The sequence below is a fragment of the Compostibacillus humi genome, from assembly GCF_014637175.1.
Classification (GTDB): Bacteria; Bacillota; Bacilli; order Bacillales; family Amphibacillaceae; genus Oceanobacillus; species Oceanobacillus humi.
Genome location: NZ_BMEV01000003.1, coordinates 17,394 through 38,339, shown reverse-complemented (window position 1 = coordinate 38,339; position 20,946 = coordinate 17,394). Strand labels below are relative to the sequence as shown.

Genomic DNA, 20,946 nt, shown 5'->3' with positions numbered 1-20,946 from the left:
GGTATGCATGGCACAACAATTACTGGAAAAAGAGCTGCAAAAATATTTTGGCTATCCTACCTTTCGGCCAGGCCAGAAGGAAATTATTCAAGATGTGCTGGAAGGAACAGACGTTTTAGGGGTTCTTCCAACAGGGTCGGGCAAGTCCGTCTGCTACCAGTTGCCGGCCATGCTGCTCGAGGGACTGACCATTGTCGTTTCTCCACTTATTTCCCTAATGATCGACCAGGTAAAGCAGCTGCGGGCGATGCGGGTACCCGGCGTAACGACATTAAATAGCTTTATGGACGTAAGGCAGCGGCAACAGGTGCTGAAAAACCTGCATCGGTATAAACTGTTGTACGTATCGCCGGAATTATTGACCCATCCGGCAACGGTTGCCCATTTTAAAAATGTACGGGTGAGCTTATTTGTTATTGATGAAGCCCACTGTATTTCCCAATGGGGCCACGAATTCCGGCCGGATTATTTAAAGTTAAGCACGGTGCTGGACACTCTTGAACAGCCGACAACACTTGCACTTAGTGCTACGGTAACCCCTGAAGTCCAGCAGGATATTATATTCTCTTTAAAAAAACCAAATATGAAAAAGCGGATTTATCCAATGGACCGGCCGAATATCGTACTCGCTGCAGAAAAGGTAAACAGCGACGAGGAAAAAATAGAGAAAATCATCCGACTGTTAAATACATATACCGTACCGTCACTTATTTATTTTTCCAGCAAAAAAACTGCGGAAAAAACGGCCGCTATCTTAGCTAAAGCCTTTTCCGACCGTCACGTTACCTTTTATCATGGCGGAATGGAACAGACGGATCGAATAGCTGTTCAGCAGCAATTTATGAATGATCAGCTTGACATTATTTGCTGCACTAGCGCGTTCGGTATGGGAATTAATAAAGACAACATCCGCTTAATTATCCATTACCATCTGCCAATGCAAAAGGAATCATATATTCAAGAAGCTGGACGGGCTGGACGTGATGGTGAATTAAGTTTAAGTTTGCTTCTTTTTACCAATCAGGACATACATATCCCTGAACAATTGATCAAGCAGGAGCTGCCTGAAGAAGAAACGGTCTTCCGTGTTTTTCAATATATGACTGCCCTTTACAACCAAGGGAAACCGGTTCCGGAGGATCTTTACATGGAAAATCAATTTGAACTGAATGAAATTCAATGGCGATTTTTAAAGTTTCAGCTTGAAAAACATGATATGATTAAAGGAAATTACATCCATTTAACAACAGAAAAATCGAAAAAAGCATATCATTCCATTTTAGCTTTTATCCGGGAAAGGCATGATTGGAAGATGAAAAAGCTGGAAGAGATGGTACAATGGGTGAACAGCAAATCATGCCTGCGCGAAAGTTTATATGCAGAATTTCAATCGTCATTTTCTCCGCCAATAGGACCGTGCTGCAGCCGATGCGGATTGGATTGGGGAAAGCTGCCATTATTAGAAAAGAAAAACAAGGTTATTTCCTATAATGATTGGCAGCAGCAATTAAAATACATTCTCCAAGTCGGTGAAGATATTGAAACAGAGTGAAATCGCAAAACAGCTTTCGGATAAAGAACTGAGAACACAAGTATGGCTGTCCCAATGTTTGCTGTTTGCTATAAGCATCATTCTAAGTTTCTTTTTCTTTGATTCGATAACAGCATGGATGGACCTTTTTAAATGGAACATAAAAGAAATTCTATACTACGGGCTGATGCCGGGGATAGCAATCGTCCTGATCGATATTGTGTTAATGAAATATGTTTCCCGCGAAAAAATAGACGACGGCGGAATTAATGAGAAAATATTTAAAAACGTATCAATACCGTATATTTTCTTTCTCGCCATTTTTATTGCGTTAGCGGAAGAAATGCTTTTTCGCGGAGTAATACAATCAGTTTTTGGCTTTGCTGCTGCAAGCATTCTTTTTGCCATCGTCCATTTTCGTTATCTGACAAAGCCCGTTCTGTTTGCTTCCGTTATTATTGTCAGTTTTATCATAGGATATTTATTTGTATTGACGAATAACTTGCTCGTTACTATTACAGCACATTTTGTCGTGGACTTTTTGTTAGGTTTGTATATTCACTTTCAAGGTGGAGGGAAAACGAATGAATGTAAAAGATGAAGAGAAGATGATGGACCAGGCCAACGAACTGCGGGAGATAATGGATGATAAGGAGCAACCAAAGGATAAATTGAAAGAGCAATCAAAAGATAGCTTTGAAGAAATAGACATATTAAATCTTCCTCCCCGAAGAGAAGTACATAAAAACAGCGGAAAATCCCACTTCAGCTTTAGCAAGCCGCTAATTCGCTTTCTTTCGGTAATTTTGGTCCTCATTGCAATTATTGCTTGGGTATTGGCAGAAAGCAATAATTTTTGAGTGAATATGCCCAAATAGGCAAATACTTGCATATATTGAAATAAACAAAATCGCAATTCAGCTACGTACATAAGGATCATTGAATAGGGAGGAAGGCCGTTGCGAATCGAACGTTTGTCCAGTAACCAATTTTCGATTTTTTTAACCTTTGATGATCTGATTGAAAGGGGTTTTATTACAAACAATACATGGAAAGACATAACGTCCATCCAGCATTTATTTAGTGACATGGTTTATGAAGCGAGTGATGAACTTGGTATTGAATTGGAAGGGACATTGCAAGTTCATGTTTATTTGATGCAAGCACAGGGGCTTCACGTTACAGTAACCCTTCTTCAATCCGTCCATGATTGGAATGATGATTATATCCAAATGAATGTCACGTTAGACGAAAGCAAGGAAATGATATTTTCGTTTGCTGATTTTGAACATATCTTGCAGCTTTCGTGCAAATTATCGGCCATGAATATTACCGGCGGACAAATTTATTATTTTGAAGGCGAGTATTATATGCTTCTGGAAGAAGAGGACATATTAAATTGTAATCAGGAAGATCTCATTGCCGTAATGTCTGAGTATTCCTGCCCAAGCATAATCACTTCCCATCGATTAAAGGAATATGGAAAGCCGATATTTTCTTCCCAAGCAATCATGAAAATCGATGAGATATTTTTTAATAACGGAAACTGAAAGAAAGTTTCCAAAAAGAAGGCTAAATAAGGAGTGTAACTGAATGAAAATTGCCGTGCTCTATGGTGGGGTTTCCAAAGAAAGGGAAGTTTCCCTATCCTCCGGAAAAGAAATAATGAAAGCTTTGCAAAAGAAAGGCCATGAGGTAATAGGGATTGATTTTCATCCTGAACGGCTGGATGAACTTCTCCAATTAAAAGTCGATTTAGTATTTATCGGACTGCATGGAAAATTTGGCGAAGACGGAAAAATTCAAGGACTATTGGACATGCTGCGGCTGCCTTACGTTGGTTCCGGTGTGTTAGCCTCCGCCCTTGCCATGGATAAAGCAAAAGCAAAACAAATTTTTAAAATGAACCAAATTCCTGTAGCTTACAGTGAAGCCTTTACGGTTTCCGGCAAAGAGACCGTGGAACAGGTGGCAGAAACGGTTGAAAATAAGTTTAAGCTTCCCTTTGTCATTAAGCCGAATCAAGAAGGTTCTACCCTCGGATTAACTATCGTTAAGGATAAAGAACAGATTCTCCCAGCAATTAAAAAAGCGCTGGAAAGCGATGAAACGATATTGGCGGAAGACTTTGTAAAAGGAAGAGAACTGACGGTACCGGTTTGGGGAACACCAAACAATGAAACAGCACTGCCGATAATTGAAATTATTCCTAAAAATGAATATTACGATTACGAATCAAAATATTCCCCTGGAGGAAGTGAACATATTGTACCAGCTGACCTTGACGAAAAACTGACAAAACAGATTCAAACATATGCTGTTTTAGCTCACCAGGCATTAGGCTGCAAAACCTATTCCCGGGTTGATTTCATTTTGTCAGAAGATGAACAGCCAATTATATTAGAAGTGAATACACTGCCGGGAATGACACCGACAAGCCTATTTCCTGATTCGGCGAAAGCGGTTGGAATTGACTATGAAGATATGGTTGAAAAACTAATCCAATTATCCACGTCTTAAGCTAGTATAGCGGAATAGTGCCAATTATCACAAATTTTATTTTTATGTTGCATATTTATTTTGAAAGTGTATACTAATTTCTGAGTAGAGCGTTTACATGAATATTATTTATCACATTTCATTGAATTTTAGGGGGTAAATTCATGGTAGCCGAAAAAGCAGCAAGTTCCACCAAAGCAAATCAGGAGAATTTAGATGTTCTAGCTTCTACCCGAGCAGTTATAAAAACTGCACTAGAAAAATTAGGTTACCCAGAAGAAGTCTACGAATTGCTAAAAGATCCATTGCGCATGTTAACCGTACGGATTCCTGTTCGGATGGATGACGGCTCCGTAAAAGTATTCACAGGGTATCGCGCACAGCATAACGATGCAGTCGGCCCGACAAAGGGCGGCATTCGTTTCCATCCTGATGTTACAGAGAACGAAATAAAAGCTTTATCTATTTGGATGAGCTTAAAAGCGGGTATCGTTGATTTGCCATATGGTGGAGCTAAAGGCGGTATTGTTTGTGATCCGAGGAAAATGTCTTTCCGTGAATTAGAAGGATTGAGCAGGGGGTACGTGCGAGCAGTTAGTCAGATCGTCGGCCCTACGAAAGACATTCCTGCTCCTGATGTGATGACCAACTCACAAATTATGGCATGGATGATGGATGAATATAGCCGTATCGATGAATTTAATAACCCCGGTTTTATTACGGGCAAGCCGCTTGTTTTAGGCGGGTCCCACGGAAGGGAAACGGCAACGGCTAAAGGAGTTACCATCGTCTTAAATGAAGCTGCAAAAAAAAGAGGAATAAATGTAAAAGGCGCCAAAGTTATCGTGCAAGGATTCGGCAATGCGGGCAGTTATTTATCCAAATTTATGCATGATGCAGGAGCAAAAGTTGTCGGAATTTCCGATGCCTATGGAGCATTATATGATCCGGATGGACTGGATATAGATTATTTGCTGGACCGTCGGGACAGCTTTGGTACCGTTACAAAATTATTTAATAATACGATTACGAATAAAGAATTGCTGGAACAGGAATGTGATATTATCATTCCTGCAGCTGTGGAGAACCAAATAACGATTGAAAATGCCCACAACATTAAAGCAAGTATCGTCGTTGAAGCTGCCAATGGCCCGACAACGATGGAAGCAACGAAAATTCTGACAGAACGGGGTATTCTGATTGTACCAGATGTTTTGGCATCCGCAGGCGGAGTAACCGTTTCCTATTTCGAATGGGTACAAAATAACCAAGGGTTCTATTGGACAGAGGAAGAAATTGATAAACGTCTCCACGAGATTATGATTAAAGCATTTAACAATATTTACGATACAGCACAAACGAGAAATGTCGATATGCGCCTTGCTGCATATATGGTCGGTGTACGTAAGATGGCAGAAGCATCCCGATTCCGCGGCTGGGTCTAAATTAAAAATGCTTGCCTACAAAAACAAAAAAACTCTTATCTTGTCTTATGAAGATAGGAGTTTTTTTGGTGATATATAGAAAGAGGGAAAGAGAAATGAATAGAGAACAAGTAATCATTATCGGTGCCGGTCCTTGCGGCTTATCGTGTGCACTGGAATTAGAAAAGTTGGGCATCCGGGCGCTGATTATCGAAAAAGGAAACATCGTCAATTCCTTGTATCGATTCCCGACCCATCAGACATTTTTCAGTACGAGCGAACGTTTAGAAATAGGGGATGTTCCGTTCATTACAGAAAAGCCAAAACCAGTACGCCTGCAAGCATTGGCGTATTACCGCGAAGTTTGTTTACGGAACAAACTTCGTATTCATACTTTCGAAAAAGCGGAACAGATTGAAAAAACGAATGAAGGATTTCTCGTTAGAACGACGACGAAGAACAAAGAAGTCCAAACTTATTATGCCGATTTTGTCGTCATTGCGACAGGCTATTATGACCAGCCGAATTATTTAAACATTCCTGGGGAAAATTTAGAAAAGGTCACCCACTACTTTAAAGAAGCTCATCCTTATTATGATACAGATGTTGCGGTCATCGGAGGAAAAAATTCAGCTGTCGATGCGGCACTGGAGCTGTTTCATGCAGGAGCAAGAGTAACCGTCCTTTACCGCGGCAAGGAATATTCGAAGAGTATTAAACCATGGATTCTTCCTGAATTCGATTCCCTTATTCGCAAAGGAAAAATCGAAATGATATTTGAATCTGAAGTTGTCGAGATTACGAATGAAGAAATTCATTTTACGATAAAGGGAAGACTCCAAAAAAGGAAAAATGATTTTGTCTTTGCCATGACCGGATATCGGCCGGACATTGAATTTTTAAAAATGGCAGGTGTCAACGTTGATCCTCATACCGGAAAACCGGATTTTGATGAAGAAACGATGGAAACAAATGTACCTGGTATTTATATCGCAGGTGTGGTGGCTGCCGGATTTAACAACAACGAAATTTTTATCGAAAATGGCCGGTTCCATGGAAAACAAATTGCCCAATCGGTAAAAGAGAAAACGGAGTAAAGCAAGTGGATTTCCACTTGCTTTTTCTGTTGGTTAAGCAAATGATTCAAAGATGCTTTCCAGTTCATGTAAATTCGTTGTATGCTCCAAAGCAATTAACAATTTAATGCGGGCCTTTTGGCCTGTCATACCTTGGGCAAAAATGACCCCCATTTCCTTTAATTGTTTGCCGCCTCCTGCATAACTGTAGGTCGGCTGAACCGTTCCTGTAAAGGACCGGGAAACGAGGATTACCGGAATCGATGCGCGGATAAATGCCTGAAGCGCTGGAACGACCGATTCCGGCAAGTTCCCTTGTCCGAATCCTTCAATTACGATTCCGTCCGGCTTTATTTCTTGCACTGCAGCTAATAGCCGACAATCCATGCCAGCATATGCTTTCAGCAAAATAACATGCTTGGATATGCTGTTAACTGGAAATATCGGCTGTTGTAATATGGTCCGATGAAAGAAAATGGCATTCTTCGTTATTATGCCTAACGGACCAAATTGCGGACTTTGAAAGGTAGCGATGTTGCTTGTCGATGTTTTTGTAACATTTTCCGCCGAATGGATTTCATCATTCATCACAACTAATACCCCTTTATTGGCAGCCTTTTGATCCATTGCCACACGTACGGAACAAATAAGATTATATAGGGCATCAGAACCGATTTCATTGCTCGATCGCATTGCTCCAGTAATGATAATTGGTTTGTCCGTTTTTACCGTCAAATGGAGAAAATAAGCCGTTTCTTCCAGCGTATCCGTTCCATGGGTAATAACGATTCCATCGTAGAAAGGCAGTTCCGCGCTAACTTTTTGGGATAGCAAGAACATATGCTGCGGTGTAATATGTGGAGACGGCAAATCAAATTGTATATGTTCATCGATTTTCGCATTAATATCTAATTTATTCAGCTCATTTAACAGCGGATGGGACCCCCCGAAAAAATTCACTTCTTTTGTTTCTTTATTTTCAAGCATAGAGATTGTTCCTCCGGTATGGATAATTAGTATTTTCTTCACAGAAAAACCCCCCTATAATCCTATTTTCATAAGTCTATCATCATGTTACGATATCATTAGTGTGATGGAAAGAGGTAATAACAATGTTTGCCATTTTATCCGCAGGTCTTGCTCCTTCCTTCGCTTTACTCTCCTATTTTTACTTAAAAGATAAAGTGACGGAACCAATTTCTTTAATAATAAGGACATTTTTGACAGGAGCAATCCTCGTATTTCCTATTATGTTTATCCAATATGTATTGACATCGGAAGACATTACGAATAATTATTTTATCCAATCGTTCTTTTTCATTGCTTTTTTTGAAGAATTTTTCAAATGGTTTATTTTTGTTTTCACCATTTATTATCATGACGAATTTGATGATCACTATGATGGAATTGTTTACGGCGTATCCATCAGCCTCGGATTTGCCTCGGTAGAAAATATTTTATACTTGATTACGAATGGAATCGAATACGCTTTTATGCGGGCTTTTTTTCCGGTTTCCTCCCATGCATTGTTTGGTGTAATCATGGGCTATTATTTCGGCAAGGCTAAATTAACACCTCATCATACTAATTTTAACCGGTTTTTAGCGTTTTTTATTCCTTTTGTTCTTCACGGAATATATAATTATATTTTATTGTCGATTGGCCAGAATTGGATTTACATTCTTTCTCCCTTTATGGTTTTATTATGGTTTATGGCACTGCGCCGTGTGAAATCTGCCAATCAGTTCGTTTAAGACCCCTCTGTTCTTTAGAGCAGAGGGGTTTTCACATTTTTCTTCGCTCATTCTATCTATCTGTGCATAAAAAAAGAGCTTTTTCGAAAAATAATACCAATAACTGAAGTATATTAGGAGGAAAACGATGGGCAGAAACAAATCTACATGTTTATGTATAATCATAATGCTTTGTTTTCTAGGAGTAAATATGATAAGCCCTCAACAGACAGAGGCATTTAGCAATCAAGTTATTCAGCATGGCGCTACCGGAGATGACGTCATTGAATTACAAGCAAGACTACAATATTTAGGTTTCTATAACGGAAAAATTGACGGTGTATTCGGCTGGGGAACGTATTGGGCATTGCGAAACTTTCAATATGAATTCGGACTGGAAATTGACGGTCTGGCGGGAGAAGAGACGAAGCAGAAACTGGTGAAGGCCAGTAAATACGATGAAGCTTTCGTGAAAGAACAGATCGCCAAAGGAAAAAAATTTACCCATTATGGAGGTGTAGATAAAGAAAAACAATCAGCACCAGCAAAAACGAAACAAGCCGGGCAAGGGGAAACAGCAGATGACGGTCCTACCGTGACGGCGGTGAACGTACCCCAAGGTTTTTCACAAAATGACATACAGTTAATGGCAAATGCTGTTTATGGTGAAGCTAGGGGGGAGCCGTATGTAGGACAAGTGGCGGTGGCTGCGGTCATCTTAAACCGGGTAGAAAGTCCATCCTTCCCCAACACGGTAGCAGGAGTTATTTTTGAGCCGGGTGCTTTTACTGCGGTAGCGGACGGGCAGATTTGGCTGACTCCTAACGAAACGGCGAGACAGGCGGTGCTGGATGCAATTAATGGATGGGACCCGACCGGAAATGCATTGTACTATTTTAATCCGGAAACAGCCACTTCACCTTGGATTTGGTCAAGACCGCAAATTAAGAAAATCGGAAAACATATATTCTGCAAATAGAAGGGAGTAATAGCTTTGTTGCGATGGATACTCATCGGATTGTTAACATTAGGGATTGCAGGAACAGCCTTTTGGGGATATCAGGAACATCAAGAGAAAAATGCCATTCTTATCCAGGCGGAAAATACGTACCAGCGAGCTTTCCATGAATTAGTGTATTATATCGATTTAATCCATGATGAAATAGGGACGGCATTGGCAATGAATTCGGATCAGCGCTTGTCACCGCAAATGGTGGAAATTTGGCGACTGACATCAGAGGCGAACGCCAATGTCGGACAATTGCCGTTAGGGCTATTGCCTTTCAACAAAACCGAAGAATTTCTTTCCAATATTGGTGATTTTACTTACAGGACCGCGGTGCGGAATTTGAACGACGAACCGCTGACGGAAGAAGAGTCGGACATTCTCCAGTCTCTATATGAACAGTCGGCAGAGATTGAACAGGAATTAAGGAAAGTTCAGCATCTTGCCCTGGAAAATAATTTGCGCTGGATGGACGTTCAGCTCGCATTGGCGAATAATGACGAAAATGTCGACAATACCATTATCGACGGTTTAAAAACGGTGGAAAAAACGGTGGAAGGATATACAGAAAGCAATGTCCATTCAGCATTAATCGGAACTTCTGCAAAACAGCACGCTTTTGAGAACATTTCCGGGAAAGAAATAGGCGAAAATGAAGCTTTAAGGATTAGTCGAAATTTGCTAAATTTGAAGGATGAAAAACAAATTACCTTGACCGAAACCGGTGACGGGGCCGACGTGCCGCTATACAGTGCATCCTATCATCAAAAAGGCAAAGAAGGATACGTTGATATTTTGAAGCAAGGCGGTCATCCTATATCATTGCTCATTCAACGGAAAATCGGAGAGAGGAAAATCAGTTTAAATGAAGGAAGCCGGAAAGCGTCGGAATTTCTGAAAGAATTAGGCTTTGAAAATATGGAAATGTTCCAGAGCAGTGAATTTGACAATATAGGCGCGTATACGTTCTTGTATAATGATGACGGAATAAAAGTTTATTCCGATGCTGTCGAAGTGAAAGTTGCCTTGGACAATGGAGAAATTCTCGGATTAACGGCAGAATCCTATTACAAAAACCATAGAGACAGGGATATCCCAGAACCAGAAATGAGCAATGAGGAAGCAAAAAAGATGGTAAACCCAAACGTCGAAATACATGAGGAAGGAATTGCGATTATTGAAAACGATTTAGGTGAAGAAGTTCTCGTTTATGATTTTTTAGGAACGTATAACAATGATACGTACCGGATATTTGTTAATGCCATGTCCGGTCTAGAAGAAAAAGTAGAAAAGCTGGGCGGTACAGAATTAAACTATGCGGTAAATTAGCGGGAAAGGCAAAAAGCCTTTCCCTTTTCCTTTATTTTTGTCATAATAAGAGTAATAATGAGTAGACAGCAGGAAGAATGGTTGGGGGGATACGATGAAGATAGGAACGAAACTTCAGCTGGAAGCTCTTGACCCGAAAACAATGAAAAATGAAAAATATCATTGCAAAGTGATTGATAAAAACAAAAGCTATCTGTTTATTGACTTACCGATACACCAGCGAACAAAACGAAGCTCCTTTTTACCGCTTAATACGAAAATTACCGTAACATTTTTAGATCAGGAAAAAATTGCCCACCAATTTGAAAGTAAAATTGTAAAAAAGGGAAAATACCGTATCCCGACTCTTGCAATCCTTTTACCAGCGAAAGAACAGATAAAAAAAATACAGCGCCGAAATTTTGTGCGGATTGAAACGGCTGTGGACGTGGCGGTTCATAGTTTGCAAAACGCTTTTTCTCCATTTACTACAGTTACGTCGGATATTAGCGGAGGAGGAGTGTCGATTATCCTTCCCCAAGACGTCTCGTTACAACAAGGAGAGAAACTCGAAGCTACGATAGTTTTGCCTATGCATTCGGGTGAAAATGTATACATAACGGCAAATGGCGAAGTCGTCAATATAAAAGAAGCGAATCGCCGTATTCAGTTAGCAGCAGTGAAATTTATTCATTTGGACAGCCATGACCAGCAAAAGATCATTCAATTTTGCTTTGAAAAACAACGGGAAGCGAGACAAAAGGAATTAATGTAACTTATAAAAATATTTTTTGCACCAATGGGTATATACGACGAGAGGAATGATTCGTTTTTATGGAGAAACGTAATTTTGCCATCGCTATCGATGGTCCTGCAGCTGCAGGAAAAAGCACCGTAGCAAAAATAGTTGCAAAAAAATTGTCATTTCTATATATCGATACGGGGGCGATGTATCGGGCGATCACATTGAAAGCATTAAAAAACGGCATCAATGTAAATAATGAAGATGCCTTACTGCAATTATTAATGCGTACGAAAATTGATTTTCTTCAAATTGATTCAGAACAAAAGGTACTGCTCGATGACATCGATGTTACCGAAGAAATCCGGTCTCAAGAAGTAACGAAACAAGTCTCCTACGTAGCAAAACATCCAAAAGTCCGAAAAGAAATGGTTGCAAGACAGAGGGAAATGGCCCGGCATAAAGGAGTTGTCATGGATGGCAGAGATATTGGAAGCCAGGTGCTGCCCGACGCTGAAGTGAAAATTTTCCTTGTGGCAAGTGTAGAGGAAAGGGCGAAACGCCGATACGAAGAAAATAAACGCAGGGGAATCCCATCTGATATGGAAGAGTTAATAAAAGAAATCGCTTTAAGGGACCGTATCGATTCAGAAAGAGAAGCATCTCCATTAATTAAAGCAGACGGAGCGATTGAAATCGATACAACATCGATGACGATACAGGAAGTTGCAGACCGAATTTTAAACATTGCCAAGAAACAATTATGAATGATTTTGAGGGAGAATAAGATGCTATACAAAATTGCTAAAGCAGTTGTCTCAATTATATTTTATCCGTTATACCGAATTCAGGTCATCGGCAAAGAAAATATTCCGCAGAAAGGTGCCGTATTACTATGTTCCAATCATATTTCCAATTTAGATCCGCCGGTCGTCGGAATTACGTCAACACGGGATATTTATTTTATGGCAAAAGGAGAATTGTTTGAAAATCCCTTTTTAGGTAAACTATTAACAGGGATACATGCGTTTCCCGTTAAAAGGGGGCTCAGAGATCGCAACGCATTACGGAAAGGGTTAGAAATTTTGGCAGAAGGAAAAACTTTAGGATTATTTCCAGAGGGAACAAGGAGCAAAACGGGAAAAATCCAGGAACCTCTGGCTGGAGCAGGTTTCTTTGCCCTCCGTTCCGATGCTCAAGTCGTTCCATGTGCAATTATCGGCCCATACAAGCCGTTTAAAAAATTGACTGTCATCTATGGAAAACCAATACATATGGAAACGTACCGCATGAATAAAACTTCGGCCAAAGAGGTAGCACAGGCGATTATGGATGAAATCCAGCGCCTGATCGATTCTTATCATCAGGAAGCTTTACTTGACAAATAAAAGCAATTATTAGAAGTTATAAAAAGATAGGTAATTATTTCTCTTTTAGTGTATCTTTGAATTGTATTTAGGAGGCTAAGGATATGAGTGAAGAAAATAAAGAAATGGAACAATTAAACGTGGGAGACAAGGTAACTGGAACTGTAGTTAAAGTTGAAGAAAAACATGTACTTGTTGATATTGGTTATAAAACGGAAGGCATTCTTCCGATTGGGGAGTTATCCAATTTGCATGTGGAATCCGCTAGTGACGTTGTAAAAGAAGGGGATACGGTCACCTTAAAAGTGAAAAAAATCGAAGAAGATGATGTCGTCATCTTATCCAAAAAACAGGTGGATGCGGAGAAAGCATGGGCTGATTTAGAAGCGAAATATAAAAATAATGAAACCTTTACTACGACAGTAAAAGAAGTGGTAAAAGGCGGACTTGTCGTTGATGTCGGTTTACGGGGATTTATTCCTGCCTCATTAGTGGAGACGTTCTATATCGAAGATTTTTCCGATTATAAAGACAAAACATTAACGGTAAAAATCGTCGATTTAGATAAAGAACAAAACCGGATTATTTTATCCCACCGTGCAGTGGTCGAAGAAGAAGAACAGGCGAAAAAGCAGCAGCTGCTTGATTCATTAAAAGAAGGACAAGTAGTAGAAGGTACCGTACAGCGGATAACAAACTTTGGCGTATTTGTTGATTTAGGCGGAATCGACGGGCTCGTTCATATTTCCCAATTAGCCCATGAACACGTAGAAAAAGCATCGGACATCGTCTCAGAAGGAGAAAAGATAAAAGTAGAAATATTAGCCGTTGACCGGGATAATGAACGCATTTCCCTTTCCCGCAAAAATACGCTGCCAGGTCCGTGGACGGATATTGAAAACCGGATTTCCCGAGGGGATATCGTTGAAGGCACGGTCAAACGTCTTGTAAGTTTTGGAGCATTTGTCGAGATTTTCCCTGGAGTGGAAGGGCTTGTACATATCTCGCAAATTGCCAACCGGCATGTCGGAACTCCACAGGAAGTACTGGAAGTCGGCGAACAAGTAAAAGTAAAAGTACTGGATGTAAATGAAGCAGAAAAACGCATTTCTTTAAGCATTAAAGAAGTAGAAGCAGAAGAAGAAAAACAGGAATACAAGCAATATGAGAAAACAGAAGAGTCGACAGGATTCCATTTAGGTGAATTAATCGGCGATAAGCTAGAGAAATATAAAAAATAATTGTTCCAACCCACCCGGGGCAACATCGGGTGGGTTTGTTTTGCCTTCGCAGCTGCTGTTAATTCACGATATTTTAGACATACTACAAAAGGAGGATTAAACAAACAGTATTTGAGGTGTAACTTCATGAATGAGTATACAACGGCGATTGTTTTTGGTGCAGTATTTGGTACCTTCGTAAGAATCATGATGCTCCGTACGGATTACCGCCAATATCCGACTTATTTGCACGGGAAAATCATCCATATCTCTTTAGGTTTTATTGCTGCCTCTTTAGGAGCGCTGGCCATCCCCGCCATTTTAGAAGAACAGTATACGGCGGTGACACTGTTAACCGTTGCAGCAACCCAATTTCGGGATGTGCGCAATATGGAGAGAAATACATTAAATGAAGTAGACCAGTACGAATTAGTTTCCCGGGGGAAAACCTATATCGAAGGGATTGCCATCTCCTTTGAAAGCCGAAATTATCTTGTTATCGCCACCTCTTTTATAACGACATTAGTCTATATTATTGGCGGCCCGGTTTACTCGATCGTTTCCTTTGTTATTTGTCTTATCCTCGCAAAAATATTAATGAGCGGGTCCACGTTAAAAGATATTGTCGATATTGAATACCACCCGCTCCGTTTTGATGGGGCCGGCCTCTATGTCGATAATATTTATATTATGAATATTGGTTTGAAAGAGCGGCAGGAAGAGATCTTAAAATACGGCATGGGTTTTATTCTTACCCCGAAAGATATGAACATCGTAACAACCATTGCTAATTTAGGCCAAAGACAGGCCATTCTCCACGATATCTCTGTCGCTTTAGGGGTTTTTCGCGATTCAGGCACGCCGGCTTTAACCCCATTAATAAAAAGGGATTTGGATGATGGCAGGCTCGGGGTATTCATTCTTCCGCAAGTTCGGGATGTGGATAAAGCAAAGGAAATTATTGGTGCCGTCCCTGTATTGGAAAGTGCAATCCGTATGCCTCTAAAGTCAAAAAAGCATAACAAGGAGGTAAACAGCGATGAATATTGAAAAAGCGATTCTGGCAATTATAACGACGAAAAAAGAGTTAGTTGCCGGCGGAGCTCCTATTTTTATTTGCAATAATAAAAATGATCTGGAAAGAATCGCCGCCAATCTGGAAGCGATTACGGACGGAATTGCCCACGCATTGGGGGAGGAGCTTTACATTATTGTAAAGCATTAACTGCCACAGCTATTGTTATAATTTCCTTATTTTGCTAGAATAAATAAAGTCGTTTCTGTTCAACAGGATGCGCCGATGAACTAAATATAGCAAATTTGACGATCCATCAAGGCTTTTGTTTAGATAAGCATAGAAAGGATGTTCCTTAACGATGAGGAAATCTGTAGTTGCCATTGTCGGGAGACCGAATGTCGGGAAATCGACGATATTTAATAGACTCGTTGGAGAGAGAATCTCCATTGTGGAAGACATTCCCGGGGTCACGAGGGACCGGATATATGCGGAAGCAGAATGGCTAAACCATACATTTAGTCTAATTGATACGGGCGGCATTGAAATCGGGGACGAACCGCTCCTCGTACAAATGCGCCAACAGGCAGAAATTGCCATCGATGAAGCAGATGTCATTATCTTTTTAGTCAACGGCAGGGAAGGAATTACTGCAGCAGACGAAGAAGTTGCGAAATTACTGTACAAATCAAATAAGCCGATTGTTCTTGGTGTAAATAAAGTCGACAATCCGGAAATGCGGGATGCGATTTACGAATTTTATTCTTTAGGTTTTGGTGAACCATATCCAATCTCTGGTGCTCACGGTCTCGGTTTAGGAGATTTGTTGGACAAAGTTGTCAGCTATTTTCCGGAAGCCGCTGATGAAGATCAAGATGAGGATACTATTTATTTTTCGGTTATCGGAAGGCCGAACGTCGGAAAATCTTCATTAGTCAACGCCATTTTGAATGAAGAGCGGGTAATCGTCAGCAACATTGAGGGAACAACGAGAGATGCCATCGATTCCCGGTTTACGAAAGACGGCCAGGACTACGTGATTATTGATACTGCAGGAATGCGCAAGCGCGGAAAAATATATGAGTCGGTAGAAAAATACAGTGTCTTAAGGGCTTTAAAAGCAATTGAACGGTCGGACGTCGTTCTAGTTTTACTCGATGCAGAAACAGGCATTCGGGAACAGGATAAAAAAATTGCCGGCTACGCCCATGATGCAGGAAGAGCAATTATTATTGTCGTCAACAAATGGGATACGGTTAAAGCAACGGAAAAATCGATGGATGAATTTGAAAAACAAATCCGGGCCCATTTTCAGTTCCTGGATTATGCGCCGATTGTATTTTTATCTGCTAAAACGAAGAAGCGTTTACATACGTTATTGCCTGTAATTCGCAATGCCAGCGAAAACCATGCAAAACGCATCCCGACAAATGTATTAAACGATGTCATTATGGATGCGTTAGCCATGAACCCGACTCCAACTTATAAAGGCAAGCGTTTAAAAATCCTTTATGCAACCCAAGTATCAGTAAAACCTCCAACCTTTGCGGTTTTTGTCAATGATCCGGAACTGATGCATTTTTCCTATCAGCGGTTTTTGGAAAACCAAATCCGAAATGCATTTGGATTTGAAGGAACACCGATAAAAATATTAACGAGAAAAAGGCAGTAGGGGGTATTTAACATGGAAAAAGTAGCTGTACTTGGTGCCGGCAGCTGGGGGACGGCATTAGCAATCGTCTTAGCGGATAATGGATATGACGTTTCCCTTTGGACTTATCGGAAGGACCAAGCCGAAGAAATTAATCAAACAAAGCGGAATGACAAATATTTGGACGTGGATTTGCCCAATAATATTACCGCCTTTCATCATTTGGATCTGGCTGTCGATGGAGCAAAAGCGATTGTCATCGTTGTACCGACAAAAGCAATCCGCGAAGTATGCCGAAAGCTAAAGAAATATTTGCCGCCTTCCATTCCTATCATTCATGCAACAAAAGGAATTGAGCCTAATACGTTAAAACGGGTATCCCAGCTCATTAGCGAAGAAATTCCAAACTATCCTGAGAAGGATGTCGTTGTGTTATCCGGTCCAAGCCATGCGGAAGAAGTGGCTTTGCGCCATCCCACAACCGTAACAGCAGCATCGGAAAATCAGGAATACGGGAAAATTGCCCAAAATCTTTTTATGAATGCTTCGTTTCGCGTATATACGAGTACCGACGTATTAGGCACGGAGCTGGGCGGGGCGTTAAAAAATATAATTGCCCTGGGAGCTGGAATTTCCGACGGCCTTGGTTTTGGAGACAATGCAAAAGCAGCATTAATAACGAGGGGACTGGCTGAAATTACCCGGTTGGGGACTAAGCTCGGCGCAAATCCGTTAAGCTTTTTAGGATTATCCGGTGTCGGCGATCTGATTGTTACGTGTACAAGCGTACATAGCCGAAATTGGCGGGCAGGAAATTTAATCGGCAAAGGAAAATCCCTTGAAACCGTTTTAGAAGAGATGGGAATGGTTGTCGAAGGGGTGAGAACCGTAAAAGCCGCCTATCAGTTTGCCAAGGAAGAACAGGTAGAAATGCCGATCACCGAAGGAATTTATGATGTCTTATTTCATAAAAAGACTCCAAAGGAAGTTGTCGAGCAATTGATGAAGAGGGACAAAAGAGAAGAAATGGACGACCTTGCCCATTTGCTCTATAAAAGGTTTTCCGAATAACACCTTCATCTTTCCCTTGCATATAATATGTTGAAACTACTATGCAAGGAGGATCATAGGTGAACCATTTTCAAAAAGGATTGTTTGATAAAATCCAGCAAAATTCCAACATCCGTCCGGAAGATATTTTTAAAGTTGCAGACGCGGTAAAACACGCTGATTTTTCAGATGAAGAAACGGTGCGCAGATTAGTTCGTCAATTGGCAAAGATGGCAGGTAAACCTGTATCGAAGGAAAAAGAGGATAAACTTGTACAATCGATTACAAACAATAATATTCCATCCGATTTTTCGCAAATGTTTAAAAAATAACGTTTCTTGGGCAAGTGAGTATACAGGAACTCCATGGAAAGCATAAAATAAATCGCACAAGCATTCATGAAATAGAGTTGCAGGTGGATATTATTTAGTCACCCCGGGATGAAGCCAGCCCCCTTCATTCCGGATTTTTATTGCGCCAAACTTGTCCACATTTTCGTCCGTTATTATTAACGGGTACCGTCTACAGAGACATGTGGTATAATACCTTTTGTATATAGAGAAAAATGTAGGAGTGAACGTCATGTCAATATCCATGCTTAAAATGTACATTTCATTTGCAGGAATGATTTTACTTATTTTGGCGATGGGGTTAATTTACCTCAGCAGAAATAAACTAAAAGGCTGGGTTGCCGGAATTATTTCCTTGCTGGCATACATATGTTTAGTGCTCGGCGGACTCATTATTTTATATATTGTATTTAGCGGACCAACAAGATAGGAGGAAACACCTTGAAAAAGAACCTTCCATTGTTAAAGTTGTGTAGTGCGAGTATTCTCATCCTCCTTTTAAGCGGATGTCTTTACCCGGACAGTGAATTGGCAAAAAATCAAGTGCCGAATGAAGATCAGCTGGAACAAGTTCAAAGGGCAGTGGAGAAGTATCGGGAAGAGACGAATGGGTTAGTGCCCATCCGAACAAAGCCAAATGATACCCCCATCTTTGAAAAATATTTAATAGACTTTAGCATGTTAAAAGACCGGAATCTGCTTACCGAAATACCGGGCAATGCTTACGAAAATGGCGGAGTTTACCAATATGCCTTAATTTATCCGGAGGAGAATCCGACGGTAAAGCTCATTGATCTTCGGCTGACAGAAGCTATTCGCAGCGTTAACGTTCGGCTCCAAGTGTATCGGGATGAACATTTATACCCGCCCTTTGGTGAAGTTGTAGAAGATGGGATATTTACCATTGATTATAAAAAACTGGGACTAGACTCGCCGCCGACGGTTATCAGTCCATACTCCCAGGAGCAGCTGCCAATCGTCATGGATGTTGAAGGAAAGCTTTATATCGATTACCGGATAGATTTAACCCAAGCTTTGGAAAACTATGATTATGATTACGAAGAAGGAGACGATATTCGCTATATTTTAGCGGAAAATACTCCATTTTTGCCGGTATACTCCCTTCCTTATACGATTTCCGACGGAGAGCCCGTTTTTATGAACGAATAACCTCCATTCGTTATGAAATATATTAATCATATTCTTTCCCTTGCAACATATATTGTTGCAAGGGTTTCTTTGTTTCAGGACAGGAAGATTTCGAAAAAATGTTCATAAAACTCAATTTTAAGTCATAAATCGATAGGACAACATCATAGACTTGTAATGTCAATTATACGTAGTTTTTTTGTGAAAAACAGTACGGAGATCGGGAGGGGATCTTTTGGAGAAGGTTGATATTTTTAAAGATATTTCGAAACGGACAAATGGAGATATTTATCTCGGAATCGTAGGGGCCGTCCGCACTGGAAAATCAACATTTATTAAAAAGTTTATGGAGCTCGTCGTATTACCGAATATTGAAGATGAAAATGAACGGGAAAGAGCACAGGATGAACTACCGCAAAGTGCAGCCGGCAGAACAATTATGACGACAGAACCAAAATTTGTCCCAAATCAGGCTGTAAGTGTGAAAGTGGAGGAAGGTCTGAACGTAAACGTCCGATTAGTCGATTGCGTCGGATATGCTGTAGAAGGGGCCAAAGGATTTGAAGATGAAAACGGCCCAAGGATGATTCACACCCCTTGGTACGAAGACCCGATCCCTTTTCATGATGCGGCGGAAATTGGCACGAGAAAAGTAATCCAGGAACATTCTACTATCGGGGTTGTCGTCACAACGGACGGAACGATTGGAGAACTTCACCGAAACGATTATGTCGAGGCGGAAGCGAAAGTAGTTGAAGAACTGAAGGAAGTTGGAAAACCGTTTATTATGATCATTAATTCTACGAAACCGTCCAGTCATGAAACCGAACTTTTGCGGCAAGAGCTGCAAGAGGAATACGATATTCCTGTACTCGCTATGAGTGTGGAGTCCATGACAGAACATGACGTGCATAACGTACTTCGGGAAGCCCTATACGAATTTCCTGTCCTTGAAGTCAATGTTAATTTGCCAAGCTGGGTAATGGTATTAAAGGAAGGCCATTGGTTAAGAAGGAATTACCAGGAAGCGATTCAAGACACTGTTAAAGATATTAAAAGACTGCGGGACGTAGACCACATTGTCGGCAAATTTGCTGAATTTGAATATATAGAGCGGGCGAATCTTGCAGGAATGGAAATGGGAGAAGGCATAGCTGAGATTGATCTTCACGCGCCTGACACCTTATATAATCAAGTATTAAAAGAAATTGTCGGGGAGGAAATTCGCGGGAAGGATCATTTATTAGAGCTAATGCAGGATTTTGCCCATGCCAAACGAGAATATGACCAAGTGGCTAGTGCACTGCAAATGGTGAAAAATACCGGATATGGAATTGCTGCTCCAAGTCTTGAAGATATGATTTTAGATGAACCGGAGATTATCCGTCAAGGTTCCAGGTTTGGCGTAAGACTTAAAGCCGTAGCGCCGTCCATTCATATGATTAAAGTTGAGGTAGAGTCCGAGTTTGCACCGATTATCGGCACGGAAAAACAGAGTGAAGAACTAGTCCGGTATTTAATGCAAGATTTTGAGGAAGATCCGCTATCCATTTGGGAATCGGATATTTTTGGCCGCTCCTTAAGTTCCATCGTCCGCGAAGGGATACAGGCCAAAATTGCACTTATGCCGGAAAATGCAAGATATAAGCTGAAAGATACGTTAGAACGCATTATCAATGAAGGAACAGGCAGCTTAATAGCAATTATCCTCTAGCAGCTTCAACAAAGCTGCTTTTTGCTTTTTATTATAAAATATGGAATAAAGAAGGAGATTATTATTTTCTGTCGTATATAAAAATATGAACAATTTTTATGCATTTTTTAC

The 20,946-nt window shown here is 40.6% G+C and carries 23 protein-coding genes; 22 read left to right on the top strand and 1 reads right to left on the bottom strand.

Annotation, left to right across the window (positions count from 1 at the left end):
- Nucleotides 1–7 precede the first annotated feature (7 nt).
- The 7 genes from IEV18_RS01235 (at nt 8) to IEV18_RS01205 (ending at nt 6,551) form a co-directional block, all read left to right on the top strand.
- The gene (locus IEV18_RS01235) at nt 8–1,552 is read left to right on the top strand and encodes a RecQ family ATP-dependent DNA helicase (RefSeq protein WP_188390549.1); all 1,545 of its coding nucleotides are present in this window, start codon (nt 8–10) and stop codon (nt 1,550–1,552) included.
- Nucleotides 1,530–2,132 (top strand): CPBP family intramembrane glutamic endopeptidase, encoded by a 603-nt coding sequence (locus IEV18_RS01230; protein WP_308421524.1) that lies wholly within the window; start codon nt 1,530–1,532, stop codon nt 2,130–2,132. The genes IEV18_RS01235 and IEV18_RS01230 overlap by 23 nt, the downstream gene beginning before the upstream one ends.
- Complete coding sequence (locus IEV18_RS01225) at nt 2,116–2,391, top strand: hypothetical protein (RefSeq protein WP_188390547.1); 276 nt, start codon at nt 2,116–2,118, stop codon at nt 2,389–2,391. The genes IEV18_RS01230 and IEV18_RS01225 overlap by 17 nt, the downstream gene beginning before the upstream one ends.
- Before the next feature lie 99 nt (nt 2,392–2,490).
- Nucleotides 2,491–3,081: a genetic competence negative regulator gene (locus IEV18_RS01220; protein ID WP_188390546.1), complete on the top strand. Its 591-nt coding sequence runs from the start codon at nt 2,491–2,493 to the stop codon at nt 3,079–3,081.
- A gap of 43 nt (nt 3,082–3,124) precedes the next feature.
- Entirely contained in the window at nt 3,125–4,051 is a 927-nt protein-coding gene (locus tag IEV18_RS01215) for a D-alanine--D-alanine ligase (RefSeq protein ID WP_188390545.1), read from the top strand.
- Nucleotides 4,052–4,194: 143 nt separating this feature from the next.
- Nucleotides 4,195–5,475, top strand: a complete 1,281-nt coding sequence (locus tag IEV18_RS01210; RefSeq protein ID WP_188390544.1) for a Glu/Leu/Phe/Val family dehydrogenase — start codon at nt 4,195–4,197, stop codon at nt 5,473–5,475.
- Between the two features lie 95 nt (nt 5,476–5,570).
- Entirely contained in the window at nt 5,571–6,551 is a 981-nt protein-coding gene (locus IEV18_RS01205) for a YpdA family putative bacillithiol disulfide reductase (protein ID WP_188390543.1), read from the top strand.
- Nucleotides 6,552–6,584: 33 nt separating this feature from the next.
- Here the strand turns inward: IEV18_RS01205 and IEV18_RS01200 are convergent, their stop codons facing one another.
- Nucleotides 6,585–7,559: an asparaginase gene (locus IEV18_RS01200; protein WP_188390542.1), complete on the bottom strand. Its 975-nt coding sequence runs from the start codon at nt 7,557–7,559 to the stop codon at nt 6,585–6,587.
- 83 nt (nt 7,560–7,642) lie between these two features.
- Here IEV18_RS01200 and prsW point away from each other — a divergent pair, with 83 nt between their 5' ends.
- The 15 genes from prsW (at nt 7,643) to spoIVA (ending at nt 20,835) form a co-directional block, all read left to right on the top strand.
- Entirely contained in the window at nt 7,643–8,284 is a 642-nt protein-coding gene (prsW, locus tag IEV18_RS01195; protein WP_188390541.1) for a glutamic-type intramembrane protease PrsW, read from the top strand.
- 190 nt (nt 8,285–8,474) lie between these two features.
- Complete coding sequence (sleB, locus tag IEV18_RS01190) at nt 8,475–9,242, top strand: spore cortex-lytic enzyme (protein ID WP_373281865.1); 768 nt, start codon at nt 8,475–8,477, stop codon at nt 9,240–9,242.
- Between the two features lie 15 nt (nt 9,243–9,257).
- Nucleotides 9,258–10,598, top strand: coding sequence for a germination protein YpeB (ypeB, locus tag IEV18_RS01185; protein ID WP_188390539.1), 1,341 nt, complete (start codon nt 9,258–9,260; stop codon nt 10,596–10,598).
- 94 nt (nt 10,599–10,692) lie between these two features.
- On the top strand, nt 10,693–11,352 hold the full coding sequence (locus IEV18_RS01180; RefSeq protein WP_188390538.1) for a flagellar brake protein: 660 nt from the start codon (nt 10,693–10,695) through the stop codon (nt 11,350–11,352).
- A gap of 59 nt (nt 11,353–11,411) precedes the next feature.
- Nucleotides 11,412–12,086: a (d)CMP kinase gene (gene cmk / locus IEV18_RS01175; protein ID WP_188390537.1), complete on the top strand. Its 675-nt coding sequence runs from the start codon at nt 11,412–11,414 to the stop codon at nt 12,084–12,086.
- Between the two features lie 21 nt (nt 12,087–12,107).
- Nucleotides 12,108–12,707, top strand: coding sequence for a lysophospholipid acyltransferase family protein (locus IEV18_RS01170; protein WP_188390536.1), 600 nt, complete (start codon nt 12,108–12,110; stop codon nt 12,705–12,707).
- Nucleotides 12,708–12,790: 83 nt separating this feature from the next.
- Nucleotides 12,791–13,927, top strand: a complete 1,137-nt coding sequence (gene rpsA / locus IEV18_RS01165; protein ID WP_188390535.1) for a 30S ribosomal protein S1 — start codon at nt 12,791–12,793, stop codon at nt 13,925–13,927.
- Between the two features lie 126 nt (nt 13,928–14,053).
- On the top strand, nt 14,054–14,956 hold the full coding sequence (locus IEV18_RS01160) for a YIEGIA family protein (protein WP_188390534.1): 903 nt from the start codon (nt 14,054–14,056) through the stop codon (nt 14,954–14,956).
- A complete protein-coding gene (locus IEV18_RS01155; protein ID WP_188390533.1) occupies nt 14,946–15,131 on the top strand; it encodes a capping complex subunit for YIEGIA in 186 nt (61 codons plus the stop codon). The genes IEV18_RS01160 and IEV18_RS01155 overlap by 11 nt, the downstream gene beginning before the upstream one ends.
- Before the next feature lie 151 nt (nt 15,132–15,282).
- Nucleotides 15,283–16,593 (top strand): ribosome biogenesis GTPase Der, encoded by a 1,311-nt coding sequence (der, locus tag IEV18_RS01150; RefSeq protein WP_188390532.1) that lies wholly within the window; start codon nt 15,283–15,285, stop codon nt 16,591–16,593.
- A gap of 12 nt (nt 16,594–16,605) precedes the next feature.
- Nucleotides 16,606–17,643: an NAD(P)H-dependent glycerol-3-phosphate dehydrogenase gene (locus IEV18_RS01145; RefSeq protein ID WP_188390531.1), complete on the top strand. Its 1,038-nt coding sequence runs from the start codon at nt 16,606–16,608 to the stop codon at nt 17,641–17,643.
- A 59-nt stretch (nt 17,644–17,702) separates the two neighbouring features.
- The gene (locus tag IEV18_RS01140) at nt 17,703–17,954 is read left to right on the top strand and encodes a stage VI sporulation protein F (RefSeq protein WP_188390530.1); all 252 of its coding nucleotides are present in this window, start codon (nt 17,703–17,705) and stop codon (nt 17,952–17,954) included.
- 250 nt (nt 17,955–18,204) lie between these two features.
- Nucleotides 18,205–18,402, top strand: coding sequence for a DUF2768 domain-containing protein (locus IEV18_RS01135; RefSeq protein ID WP_188390529.1), 198 nt, complete (start codon nt 18,205–18,207; stop codon nt 18,400–18,402).
- Nucleotides 18,403–18,413: 11 nt separating this feature from the next.
- On the top strand, nt 18,414–19,142 hold the full coding sequence (locus IEV18_RS01130) for a YphF family lipoprotein (RefSeq protein WP_229733506.1): 729 nt from the start codon (nt 18,414–18,416) through the stop codon (nt 19,140–19,142).
- A 214-nt stretch (nt 19,143–19,356) separates the two neighbouring features.
- On the top strand, nt 19,357–20,835 hold the full coding sequence (spoIVA, locus tag IEV18_RS01125; RefSeq protein ID WP_188390528.1) for a stage IV sporulation protein A: 1,479 nt from the start codon (nt 19,357–19,359) through the stop codon (nt 20,833–20,835).
- The last annotated feature ends 111 nt before the right edge of the window (nt 20,836–20,946 follow it).